We start from the raw sequence: 12,570 nt of genomic DNA, 5'->3' as shown, positions 1-12,570 counted from the left end.
CTTCGCCTCAATTCAGAGGCGAAGGGTGGCTTCGCGGTTCCACTCTGATTGGACACACCGGTCCCACTCAGTGACACCTGACCCGCTTGGGTTGATGTCAACCCCTTAACGGTGGCAAGCCGTTCTGGCCTACTTCAGCGTTCAGCCAAACTGCTCCTGGGCGCATTTCAGCATCCGCGGTACCTGGGGTCACTTTCAGCCGCCGATGACCCCTCTCTGAAGGCGCTAAATGCTTACTTCTCCCGCTCATCGCTTATAGTATTAACATGTGTAACCCAATTATACCCGACTCAGCCGATGATTGTCAACAATGACAAGCTCACTCTAAAGTGAGATAATGTTTCTGGCAATAAGTGAGTCTCTTCAAGCAGCGATCCCGCCCAAGAATGGGAAACAAATAATAAAGATCAGTCCCGTGCGTCTGCCCGGTTAAAGCGACGCGGATCGGCATGTAGACCTTCTTGCCCCCCAGCTTGGTCTCCTTGGTCAACTGCTTAAGCAGGACCTTACTGCTCTCGACATCCAGCCGGTCCATCGCCGCTAGTTTGGACTTGAACAACTCCAACACCACCGGCACCTGTTCTTCGCGGAGCACCTCCCGGGCCTCATCGCTTTCCAAACTAATCTCGTCGTGTATAAAGATCTTAACGTGCTCGACAATCTCGGAGAGCGCGCCCAAGCGGTCCCGAACAGCCTCAACGACCAGTTTAAGCCAGGCATATTTTTCCGGGGTAATTGGCTCTTCCACCAGCCCAGCTTGCTTCAAGAAGGGAATTGCCAGATTGGTAATTCGGTCCAGCGAACTTTGCCGGATGTAGTGACCATTAAGCCACTTCAATTTTTCTAGGTCAAACACCGCTGGATTTTTCGCTACCCGGTCCAAGGAAAAAACCTGAATAAGTTCATCTAAACTAAAGATTTCGTTTTCACCCGGCGGGGCCCAGCCCAGGAGCACCAGAAAGTTAATCAACGCTTCTGGCAGATAACCGGCCTCCTGATAGGCGACAATGGAGGTTGCCCCGTGTCGTTTACTCATCTTCGACCGGTCCTTGCCCAGAATCAGGGAAACGTGCGCAAACTCGGGCTTGGGTAGTCCCAGGGCTTCATACAGCAGGATCTGCCGGGGTGTGTTGGACAGGTGTTCCTCACCTCGGATTACATGAGTGATCTTCATGAGGGCGTCATCGATGACCACAGCGTAATTGTAGGTGGGAATTCCATCGGATTTTACGATGACAAAATCACCGATGGTCTCACTCTCAAAACTGACCTGCCCCCTGACCAAGTCGTTGACCACAACGGTCTGCTTGTCCGGTACCCGGAAGCGAATCGTCGGTTTGCGCCCCGCCCGTTCAAACGCCTGGCGCTCAGCCAGCGTCAGGGCACGGCATTTGCCTAAATAACGTGGGTTTTCCCCGCGCTCAACCAGAGACTTCCGCTCATTTTCCAGTTCTTCTTCCGTACAGTAGCAATAATACGCCTGGCCATTGGTCAACAATTTTTGAGCATATTCCTGGTAAAGAGGTAATCTCTCGGTTTGTCGGTATGGTCCGTATTCTCCCCCAACCTCAAGCCCTTCATCCCAGGTAATCCCCAGCCAGCGTAGCGAATCGATGATGTTTCGCTCTGATTCCAGGCTCGAGCGCTCCAGGTCCGTGTCTTCACTGCGCAAGATAAATGTTCCACCCTGTTGCCGGGCTAACAAATAATTGAAAAGAGCAGACCTGGCACCGCCGATATGCAAAGGCCCCGTTGGACTAGGGGCAAAACGAACTCTGATCTTACCCATCTGCATCATTCCTCCTAAAAGCAAAGCATCCGAACCAATTGCTGCCATTATATCATTATTTTGATTTTGTCGCAGTCGGCAAATAAATTACCGTAGCCACCGCAAAAGCAGCAATACCTTCGCCAGTGCCCGTAAATCCCAGTCCTTCCGTGGTGGTAGCTTTGACATTCACTGCGGACCGATCAATCTCTAGTGTCCGGGCAATGTTGGCACACATCTGCTCAATGTACGGGGCCAGTCTTGGCTGCTGGGCAACGATCGTGCTATCAATGTTATTCACGCGATAACCTTTGGACGACAGGATTTCCCCGACTCGACAAAGCAGCTTCAAACTGGAGATGTCTTTATACTGGGGGTCATGCTCGGGAAAGTGTCGGCCGATGTCACCCTCAGCCACCGCGCCTAAAAGAGCGTCCTTAATCGCATGCAAGAGAACATCCGCGTCAGAATGGCCAGCTAAGCCAAGTTCAAAAGGTATTTTTACCCCGCCTAAAACCAGGTCTCGCCCAGCAACCAGACGATGGACATCATAGCCAAACCCAACCCGCATTAATCCGTTCTCCTTTGCCAAATAGTCTCCGCCAATATCAGGTCATCCGGCGTCGTTATCTTCAGATTGTCGTAGCTACTCATAACCACCCTGACCGGTAAGCCTAACCGTTCGACCAGACTGGCGTCATCCGTCCCCCAAAACCCATCACGATAAGCCTGTTCGTAAGCAGACTGGAGGATATCCCGTCTGAACACCTGAGGAGTCTGGATCGCCCAGAGTTGTTTCCGCCCCGGGGTTGTTACTACCAGGCCATCTTCGTCGACCACTTTAATCGTATCCTTCACCGGGACAGCTGCCACGGCCGCGCCGTCTAATTCGGCCTGTTGAATCACCCTACTCAGGATCACTGGTGTCAAAAGTGGTCGTGCCCCATCGTGCACGACCACCAGTGAACAGTCATCTTGGAGGTGGCGGAGTCCTTCAAACACTGAATCCTGTCGTTCCTTGCCGCCAGCAATGACCCGGGAAACCTTGAAGAACCTATACTTCTGCACAATCTCCCGGACACAATAGTCAACCTCGCCCCGAGCGACCACCACAACCAGATCGTCAATTAACGGCGAAGATTGGAAAACGGCCAAGGTGCGCGCTAAGATTGGCTGGCCAATCAGCGAAAGATATTGTTTGTTACGCCCAACCCCCATTCGTTTTCCCTGGCCGGCCGCAGCGATAATCGCCGTAATGCTACCCACTCACGTTCACCTCGTTTAGCGATGAAGCCGTGGTCGAAGACAGTTTTTTGTCAACACTCATCCGGGGTTTCGCAAAAATCATTCGGCCAGCCGCCGTTTGGAAAACGCTGGTAACAAAAACATCAATCGTTTGCCCAATATACTTCTTACCACCATCGACAACAATCATTGTCCCATCATCAAGATAACCGATTCCCTGGCCGGCCTCTTTACCGTCCTTGATCACCTGGACGTTCATTTCTTCACCCGGTAAAACAATCGGCTTAACAGCATTGGCTAACTCATTGATATTTAGGACCCGGATCCCCTGAAGTTCAGCCACCTTATTCAGATTATAGTCATTGGTGACGATCTGGGCCCCCAGGGTCTGGGCCAAACGGACCAACTTGCTGTCAACCTCTGTTAGATCCTCAAAATCCCCTTCGTAAATCTGGACCATGCCATCCAGTTCTTTGCGCATCGCATTAAGAATATCTAAACCCCGCCGGCCACGACTTCTCTTGAGTAAATCAGATGAATCGGCAATATGCCGTAATTCCTCCAGGACGAAAGATGGGATCCACAACGTCCCTTCTAAAAAACCGCTCCGGCAAATATCTGCGATTCTGCCGTCGATGATCACGCTAGTATCCAGGATCTTACCCTGACTACGCGGCTCCAGACGACTCACCTTTTCCTTATCCCGCGTGGTGAAACGGGGGAAAAATGAGCGAACAGATAACAGGTCATCTTTTCTTCTCATCCCTAATTTCATGCCTAGATACCCCAGAATCAAGCTAACCAAAATTGCCAGGTATCCGCCAATGACTGGGATATAAGAAAAGGAATAGCCTAAAAGACTAGCAATTATAAGTCCAATAATTAAGCCGACCGCCCCACCCAGCAGGTCCTGGGTAGGCATTTTCTGCAAACTGGTTTCCGTCCACTCCATGGCTTGCACTACTGCCCTCATCAGTGAAGGAGCAAAAATAAAAGCAATCAGGCTAGCCAGAAGTGTACTCACCACAATAAATGCATAATACGTCGTTCCCTCAGGGATCAGCCGCTGCATCACCTCCTGGCGGCTAATAAAATTGGCCAACCCAAAGCCCCCGGCTGCACCCACTAGAGTAATGAAGGAGCGGACTACTCTTCGGACCATACACTCACCCCCTTTCGTCCTAAAACTGGATTATTGTTCATTACTTTGGAAACCAAATAAAAAAGCCTGGCAATTCCTAGGACAATTATAGCAAACGGGTTTTGAGATGTCAAAAACGGGGCGCCTGGTTACGTTGACAAAGGAACTTGCTTATCAGTATAATAGAGATTGTAAGAAGTCCAGGATTATCAATAACTTAGGACAACTGCAGACTTCCGGGAACAACGGCGATAAACCAAGTTTAGCCTGTATTGGGTAAAGGAGTGAAGCCGTTCCATGAAAGACCTGATTTGCGACGAGTTTCAAAACACTGTAGCTGAACTTTTGATCCGTCACCAAAGTGTTCTCGATGTTTTATCCAAGTCACAAGAGGCCAACGCTCGAGTAAATCGGGCTGTTGTTAAAGCTGTTACCAGTTGTGGTTGCATAAACGTGGAAGCCAAGAAACAAGCCATCCCGCCCGATGCCTCGCTCGCTGAAATGAAGCGGTATTTTGAAAGCCATTTACGGGGTTCTCTGTGCTCTAACTGCGAGGAAATCATCGAGATGGAAATTGGCAAATCTCTGTTTTACCTGGCCGCACTCTGTAACCTGCTGGGCCTTAATTTATACGATATTTTTATTAAGGAACATAAAAAGATTTCAACACTCCGCGTGTTCAATTTTACTTAATAAAAGGGCATATAACGTAATATTCGAGTAAAAAGCCACCAGGCCGGTGGCTTTTATATTTACAGGTTATGAGTGCCGGGCTAGAATTGCCTGCTCCTGGAGCCGTTTCAAGCCGCTCTTGATCGCCCGGGCCCGCACTTCACCAATGCCTTCGACATCATCAAGCTCATTAATCGAGGCCCTTAAAATTTTCGGGAGTTCGTTGAACTTTTCCACCACGTTTTCGATAACCTGCATGGGCAACCGTGGGATTTTTTGGAGCATACGGTAACCGCGTGGGGAAACAGATAAATCGAGAATACCAGCGGTAGAACCATAGCCAAGCGCCCGGCCAATTGCCACCAGGTCCGTTAATTCCTCAGATGACCACCGGCGAATACTGTCCCGGATCTCCCGGGGGGAACGATCCCCATACTTAGCAGAGTAATCGCGAATAATTAACAAGACCTCATCTTCAACGTCCCCTACCAGTTCTTCCAGTTGCAGGTTGACCAGGCGCCCTTCCACACCTAACTCACTGACGTAACTCCTGATCTCATGAACAATCCGCATCACCAATTCCATGCGCTGGATTACCTTGGCGACATCAAATACGGTGACCAGGTTTTCAAACTCCATGGCAGTCAGGGTAATCAGATCTTTGTCCAGCACCATCTTATATTTCTCTAGGGTTTGCAAGGCTTGATTTGCCTTAACCAGCAAAACCCCGATATCCTGAAGTACGTATTTCATTGGGCCCCAGTATAACGAGATAATGCCCCGCCGCTGGGAGATCGCGATCACCAGTTCCCCTGTTTGTCTGGCCACCCGCTCAGCCGTACGGTGCCGAATACCCGTCTCAAACGAAGGAATGCTTGGGTCGGGGATCAACTGGGTGTTTGCCCACAAAATCCGTTTGGAATCACGGTTCAGTATAATGGCACCGTCCATCTTCGCTAATTCATATATTGCAGCTGGCGTAAACTCACAATCGAGGTGAAACCCACCATCAATAATTGACATCACCTGGGGACTATCGCTAACGACAATTAGAGCTCCCATTTTACCCCGTAAAATGCTTTCAATTCCTTCCCTAAGGCCAGTACCCGGGGCGAGAATCCGCAAGGCGTGTAAAAACTTATCATCTAAATTCCGCTCACTGCTCACCCGTTCCTCTCTGGTGATTTTATCATCACGGCACCGGTCTTCCTTTGGTCGCTCTTCGCGGGCTTCCTCTTTTACTGGGTCAATCTTTTTTATTGCCTCGTCTCTGGTGATTTCTTCCTTCGTTTTCTCTTCCTTCACCTATTTCCCCCCTAGCGTAACCTCTAACGCCTCCTGGAGGGTATTAACCGCTACCAATTCAGCGTTTACAGGTGATTTTAGATACCTAAGATTGGACCTGGGAATTACACATTGGCAAAAACCCAACTTCACGGCTTCTTTAATCCTCTTTTCCAACTGATTGACCGCTCTGATTTCCCCGGTCAGACCAATTTCACCCATGACCACACATTCCGCTCTGGTGGGAATTCCCCGATGACTGGAGGCAATCGCCAGAGCGATCCCCAAATCAACTGCCGGTTCATCTAACCGCACCCCACCTACGACATTAACATAGGCGTCTTGCTGGATCAAATGTAAGCCGACGCGTTTCTCCAAGACAGCCATAATCATCGCTACCCGGTTATAATCAACCCCGGTGGTCATACGTCGGGCTTGCCCAAAACTGCTGGCTGTAACCAGGGCCTGTATTTCTACCAGGACGGGCCGGCTGCCTTCCAGTGTGGGTACGACTACGGAACCGGCTGCCCCTGACGGTCGCTGGGCCAGAAACCACTCGGATGGGCTCTGGACCTCGGTCAGTCCACACTCCGACATCTCAAAAATACCGATCTCATTAGTCGAGCCAAAACGGTTCTTTACACTACGCAGAATACGAAAGGTATGGTGCCGCTCCCCTTCTAGATAAAGCACAGTATCCACAATGTGTTCTAACAAACGCGGTCCAGCTACGGCTCCTTCTTTGGTCACGTGGCCAACGACAAAAATGGGCAGGTTCTGCGTTTTACTTAGCCGCATCAGGTGGCCAGTACACTCTCTTACCTGACTGACACTACCGGGGGCGACAGTGATTTCCGGTCGATAAATGGTTTGAATTGAATCAATAATAACCAGACACGGCTTGAGTCTCGCGATCCAGGTTTCCACGTCCGCCAGGTTGGTCTCATTGAGGAGATAAACCTCACCTGGTTCGAGTTCCAAGCGATCAAATCGCATCTTAATCTGCTGGACTGACTCTTCACCTGACACATAAAGCATCCGACCATACTGCTGACTCATTCGGACCACGGTTTGCAGTAGCAGGGTAGATTTTCCAATTCCTGGATCCCCGCCAATTAAAACAAGTGAACCTGGCACCACTCCTCCGCCCAGCACCCGATCAAATTCTGGACTCTGGGTTGAGAATCGGGGTGATGTGTCGGTCACCACCGACGCCAGTAAATTCGGCTGACTGGCCGATTGGGCCGTTAACTCGCGGCGGCCCTCGCTAACAGTGGTCATCTCCTCAACAATGGTATTCCACTCACCACAGTTAGGGCACCGGCCCTGCCACTTCGGCGATTCTTGCCCACATTTCTGACAAAAGAAACTTCGCCTTATCCTAGCCAACTGGACCTTCCCCCGATCAGACATTCCTAATGAAAAATTATAGCATGTTTCGGGAGAGTTGTCAGTCTTTCCCATGAGATGTTAACCGCGAGGAAAAAGAGGTGGGCCAAAACCATTCCGTCTGGCTCACCCCTCAACAAATGCCCACCTTATTTCTTCTTCAGCGAAATTTGCCCATCCGCAACATCGACCAGCACCGTATCTCCAGCCTTGAAGGTTCCCCGCAACATTTCTTCAGACAATGGATCTTCAATCAAGCGTTGAATCGCCCGGCGCAACGGTCGTGCGCCGTAGTTTGGATCGTAACCCTCGGTAGCTAAGCTTTCCTTGGCTGCCTCGGTGATTTCTAGCGATAATTCTTGCTCTTTCATGCGTTTTCTCAAATCGGCCATCATTAAATCGATAATTTGTGAAATTTCTTCTCGGGTCAAGGCATGGAAGACGATGGCTTCGTCGACCCGGTTTAAGAATTCTGGGCGGAAAGTTCGCCGCAGTTCCTCCATCACCCGGTTCTTCATGACCTCGTAGTCATTATTCTCCGTTGGCTGTCTAAACCCAAGGGCAGACTCCCGCCGGAGGTGCTGGGCCCCAACGTTAGAGGTCATAATGATCACCGTGTTGCGAAAATCAACGGTTCTCCCCTTGGCATCGGTCAGGCGCCCGTCCTCCAGGACCTGCAAGAGGACGTTAAAAATCTCCGGGTGAGCCTTCTCAATCTCGTCCAGCAAAATGACGGAATAGGGCTTTCGTCGTACGGCTTCTGTCAGCTGGCCACCTTCTTCATAACCGACATACCCGGGAGGAGCACCGACCAAACGAGAGACCGCGTGTTTCTCCATGTACTCCGACATATCGATCCGCACCATGTTTTCGTCACTGCCAAATAAGGCCTCGGCTAACGCCCGAGCTAATTCCGTCTTACCCACCCCGGTCGGGCCCAGGAAGATAAAGGAGCCGATGGGTCGTTTAGGATCCTTAAGCCCGGCCCGGGCTCGTCGGACAGCCCTGGCCACCGCCTTGATCGCTTCATCCTGCCCAATCACCCGTCGATGGAGAATTTCTTCCATTTTGATCAAACGCTCTGTTTCCTCTTCCGCCAATTTTCTGACGGGAATTCCCGTCCAGCTCGAAACAATATGGGCAATATCCTCTTCGGTTACCAGGGCCTCGGCTTTCCTCTGCTCATCTTGCCAGGCCGCTCTTTGTTGTGCAAGCTGTTCTTTTACCTTTTGTTCCTGATCTCTGAACTCAGCTGCCTTCTCAAATTCCTGGGCCAGGACCGCCGCCTCTTTTTCTTTCTTGATTTCTTCAAGTTTGGCTTCCAGGTCTTTCACATCAGGGGGGGCAGTGTAGGCCCGCAGCCGAACCCGAGATGAAGCCTCGTCAATCAAGTCAATGGCTTTATCGGGTAAGAAGCGGTCGGTGATATATCGGTCAGACAATTTAACCGCCGCCTTGATAGCCTGGTCAGTAATCTTCACCTTATGGTGGGCCTCATAACGGTCCCGCAGTCCGTAGAGGATCGCTTCCGCCTCTTCCGGGGTGGGTTCGTCAACCATTATCGGCTGGAACCGTCTTTCTAAGGCCGGATCTTTTTCAATGTGCTTTCTATACTCATCAAGAGTTGTCGCCCCGATACACTGCAGTTCACCCCGTGCCAGGGCCGGTTTCAAAATGTTAGCCGCGTCAATGGCCCCCTCAGCGCCGCCAGCCCCGATTATAGTGTGGAGTTCATCAATAAATAAGATAATATTTCCCGCCCGTCTGATTTCATCGGTGATTTTCTTTAATCGTTCTTCAAACTCACCCCGGTACTTTGTCCCGGCCACCACTGATGACAGGTCGAGGGTAATCACCCGTTTGTTGGTTAACACCTCAGGCACTTTGTTATCGATGATCCGCTGTGCTAACCCCTCGGCAATCGCTGTTTTACCAACCCCCGGTTCACCAATCAACACCGGGTTGTTCTTGGTCCGTCGACTTAAGATTTGGATTACCCGTTCGATCTCTTTTTCCCGGCCAATCACCGGGTCCAGTTTGCCCTCTTTGGCCAGGTAAGTCAAATCTCGGCTAAAATCATCAAGGACCGGTGTGTTTGTATGAGCTGACCGTCGCCCGGCGGACTGCCCTTTTGTCCCGGCACTGGCCATTCCACCACCGAGCAAGTTCAGAACCTGGGCTCGTACCTGTTCCAAATTAGCGCCCAAACCAATCAGGACTCTCGCCGCTACCCCTTCGCCTTCGCGAATCAAACCCAGCAGGATATGTTCGGTGCCAACGTAGTTTACTCCCTGACGTCTTGCCTCATCGAAGGATAACTCTAAAACATGTTTGGCTCGTGGAGTGAGCCCAATTTCCTGATTACCCTGAACCTCACCCGATCCAATCAGTTCCAGGACCGCCTGACGCACTCGATCTAAATTAATTCCCATCATTTCCAAAGCCTTTGCCGCGACCCCTTCACCTTCTCGGATCAACCCGAGCAGCAGGTGTTCGGTTCCTACCGCCGGATGGTTTAACCGGCGGGCTTCCTCTTGAGAAAGAAAGAGAACTTTTTGCGCCCGTTCCGTAAATCGACCGTTCATTATATTGCACCTCCCTAAAATCATAAAGCCTGAACTTATAAATTTATCTTGTTTAACCCTTACTTGGGGCCAGCTTCTCGCGGATGATGCTTGCTCGTTTCAGATCACGAGCAAAGGGGCTCATCTCGTGACCCGCTAGCTTTTGCAAAAAATTTGGCCGTGTTAAAACAATCAACTCATTTAATATTCTGGTATCTACACCCCGAATTATGCCTAAATCAGCACCCAATCGAACATCGGACAGATAAGAAATTGCCTCCTGGGAAGTAATAATCCGGGCATTAGTCAAGATACCAAAGGCCCGTCCCACCCGGTCTTCCAGTTGCTCCTTGGTCTGCGTTCGGAGTAATTCGCGCGCCATCCTTTCCTGTTCAAGAATCTTATGGGTTACTGCCGTCAAGTTATTGATAATCTCTTCCTCGGTCAAGCCCAGAGTAATTTGGTTGGAGATCTGGAACAGGTTACCGGCCGCTTCCGTCCCTTCGCCATATAAACCCCGGACCGCCAGACCCAATTGAGATAAAGCGCTGAGAACCCGGTTGGCTTGATTAGTGATCACCAGACCCGGCAAATGCATCATAACCGAAGCGCGCATGCCAGTACCCACATTGGTCGGGCAAGCAGTCAGGTAGCCGTATTTTTCATCAAAAGCGAAATCTAACCGCTTCTCTAATACATCATCTACCCGGTTGGCCAAATCCCAGGCTACATTCAGTTGGAAACCGGGAAACAGGCACTGGATTCTTAGATGGTCCTCTTCATTGACTAGTATGCTGACCGCTTCATCCTCACGTAAGACAACCGCTCGGCTCTGAGTGGCTGCCTCAGCGTGTTGCGGACTGATCAGATGTTTTTCCACTAGTATTTGCCTATCCAAAGCCGACAATTCGCTCAAAGCAACTGCTTCCAGATGGCCGACGATTTTTTCCACCTCTTTGTGCGCGATCGCATCAACAACCCGCTTTACTACCTGACGTCCTTGTTCTTCATTCAAGAGATGCGGGCAGGGAACACCAGCCAGGTTTCTAGCAAGACGTACACGGCAACTGATGACCACGTCACTTTCCGGGCCGGTTCCTTCCATCCACTTGCTGTTCGCCCGATTGAGAATATCTTTAATAAACACAACTCTGCCCCCCTTATTCCCTTATGGCAGCTTTTTCTCTAACTCGCGAATTTGGTCACGCAATTGGGCCGCCTGTTCAAATTCCTCCCGCTGGATTGCGTTCTGCAATTGCTGGCGTAGATGCTCGATTTCTTTTTGCAAGCGGATCGCCCCACCGGTCCTTTTCGGTATTTTGCCGGTATGCCTGGCACTCCCATGGATACGACGGAGCAGCGGACTGAGCTTTTCACTAAACCTTTGATAACATTCGCTACAACCAACCTTACCCAGCTGGCCAAACTGGGAGTAAGTTAAACCACAGTTTTCACACTTTGTCGGCTCAGGATAAGCGATACTTATCCCTTCCGGCGTAGGTGGTTCATAGTTTAGCAGGCTGGCCAGTAATTTTTGGATCGAGAAGCTTGGCTCAAAACCAAACCCAATCTGTTCTTGCTCCCTGGCGCAATATTCACAAAGATGCCTCTCCGTTTTTTTATTGTTTACAATCTTGGTTACATGAACAGTAGCCGGCCGTTTTTTACACTCTTCACAGTACATAAGCTCAGACCTCCTGTTCGGACTGTTTTGAGTTCGTTCGAATTATTGTTAGTAAAACTGCCCGCATTATACGGGCTCTAATTATGTCCCGCTCGGGTAATTTTAGACGCAACGTATCACGGCTGATTATAGCACGTAATAACGACAGCTCGCGCTCATTCAGAATACCTTCTTCCTGCAACCGTTTTAAAATATCCTCCGCCTGGGGTTGGGATATTTCTTCGCCAATGAGTTCATTGAGAACTACCATCAATTCGTCCATGTCGTTTAAATTGAGCTTAATAACCCGGACAAACCCCCCACCTCCTCGTCTGCTTTCTACTATATAACCCCTTTCAACAGTAAAACGGGTACCCAACACATAATTGATTTGCGATGGAGCACACTGGAATACCTCAGCCAATTCACTGCGCTGGATTACAACTACTCCATCCTCACTTTTTTCCAGCAACCGGATCAGGTAGTGCTCAATCTGATCACTTAAATTTCGCATATATTCCTCTGGTTCCCCCTTCTGCTGACCTTGATTGCTGTTTTGACCTTTTCTGACCTTTATTTAATTATAATACGCTTCAGTCAATAAATAACAATCGTTTCTAAATCTATTTTTACCCATCGCTACCGTTTTCAGTCGTTTTATACGTCTATATCAACCTGATTCGTAAATTACCACTCAAATTCGTACTTATACATATTTGAGCCTTTTGCAAAATTAGCTTTTTTGTTAAAGGTAAAACATTGTTAGTCGTTTAGATGTACTCTTTTTTCGCTAGATTAAGGTCAAAAACCAAACCACAATGTAATTTAACATTTTATTCCAGGC

Annotated in this window: 11 protein-coding genes and 1 other annotated feature; of the genes, 1 reads left to right on the top strand and 10 read right to left on the bottom strand. The window is 49.7% G+C overall.

From position 1 onward, the window contains the following. Positions 1-11: 11 nt before the first annotated feature. Positions 12-259, bottom strand: a binding site (T-box leader). 60 nt (positions 260-319) lie between these two features. Genes HPY81_05810 through HPY81_05795 form a run of 4 tightly spaced genes read right to left on the bottom strand, consistent with a single transcriptional unit; the run spans position 320 to position 4,175 of the window. Then, entirely contained in the window at positions 320-1,789 is a 1,470-nt protein-coding gene (locus HPY81_05810; protein ID NPV26968.1) for a glutamate--tRNA ligase, read from the bottom strand. Between the two features lie 55 nt (positions 1,790-1,844). Further along, the gene (locus HPY81_05805) at positions 1,845-2,339 is read right to left on the bottom strand and encodes a 2-C-methyl-D-erythritol 2,4-cyclodiphosphate synthase (protein ID NPV26967.1); all 495 of its coding nucleotides are present in this window, start codon (positions 2,337-2,339) and stop codon (positions 1,845-1,847) included. Further along, positions 2,339-3,034: a 2-C-methyl-D-erythritol 4-phosphate cytidylyltransferase gene (locus tag HPY81_05800; protein NPV26966.1), complete on the bottom strand. Its 696-nt coding sequence runs from the start codon at positions 3,032-3,034 to the stop codon at positions 2,339-2,341. Before HPY81_05800 ends, HPY81_05805 begins: the two co-directional genes overlap by 1 nt. Then, positions 3,027-4,175, bottom strand: a complete 1,149-nt coding sequence (locus tag HPY81_05795) for a PIN/TRAM domain-containing protein (GenBank protein NPV26965.1) — start codon at positions 4,173-4,175, stop codon at positions 3,027-3,029. Before HPY81_05795 ends, HPY81_05800 begins: the two co-directional genes overlap by 8 nt. Before the next feature lie 276 nt (positions 4,176-4,451). On the opposite strand from HPY81_05795, the gene HPY81_05790 reads away from it, so the two are divergent. Continuing rightward, positions 4,452-4,847 (top strand): DUF1573 domain-containing protein, encoded by a 396-nt coding sequence (locus tag HPY81_05790; GenBank protein NPV26964.1) that lies wholly within the window; start codon positions 4,452-4,454, stop codon positions 4,845-4,847. A gap of 66 nt (positions 4,848-4,913) precedes the next feature. On the opposite strand, the gene disA is transcribed toward HPY81_05790, so the two are convergent. From disA to HPY81_05760, 6 genes are all read right to left on the bottom strand, one after another. Further along, a complete protein-coding gene (disA, locus tag HPY81_05785; protein NPV26963.1) occupies positions 4,914-5,993 on the bottom strand; it encodes a DNA integrity scanning protein DisA in 1,080 nt (359 codons plus the stop codon). Between the two features lie 138 nt (positions 5,994-6,131). After that, positions 6,132-7,499, bottom strand: coding sequence for a DNA repair protein RadA (gene radA / locus HPY81_05780; protein NPV26962.1), 1,368 nt, complete (start codon positions 7,497-7,499; stop codon positions 6,132-6,134). Between the two features lie 149 nt (positions 7,500-7,648). Beyond that, entirely contained in the window at positions 7,649-10,084 is a 2,436-nt protein-coding gene (locus HPY81_05775; GenBank protein ID NPV26961.1) for an ATP-dependent Clp protease ATP-binding subunit, read from the bottom strand. 52 nt (positions 10,085-10,136) lie between these two features. Continuing rightward, the gene (locus HPY81_05770; protein NPV26960.1) at positions 10,137-11,210 is read right to left on the bottom strand and encodes a protein arginine kinase; all 1,074 of its coding nucleotides are present in this window, start codon (positions 11,208-11,210) and stop codon (positions 10,137-10,139) included. Between the two features lie 21 nt (positions 11,211-11,231). Next, the gene (locus HPY81_05765) at positions 11,232-11,747 is read right to left on the bottom strand and encodes a hypothetical protein (protein ID NPV26959.1); all 516 of its coding nucleotides are present in this window, start codon (positions 11,745-11,747) and stop codon (positions 11,232-11,234) included. A 4-nt stretch (positions 11,748-11,751) separates the two neighbouring features. Next, the gene (locus HPY81_05760; GenBank protein NPV26958.1) at positions 11,752-12,240 is read right to left on the bottom strand and encodes a CtsR family transcriptional regulator; all 489 of its coding nucleotides are present in this window, start codon (positions 12,238-12,240) and stop codon (positions 11,752-11,754) included. Positions 12,241-12,570 lie beyond the last annotated feature (330 nt).

Source organism: Bacillota bacterium (genome assembly GCA_013178045.1).
Lineage (GTDB): Bacteria > Bacillota > Ch66 > Ch66 > Ch66 > Ch66.
This window is presented reverse-complemented; position numbering and strand designations above follow the sequence as displayed.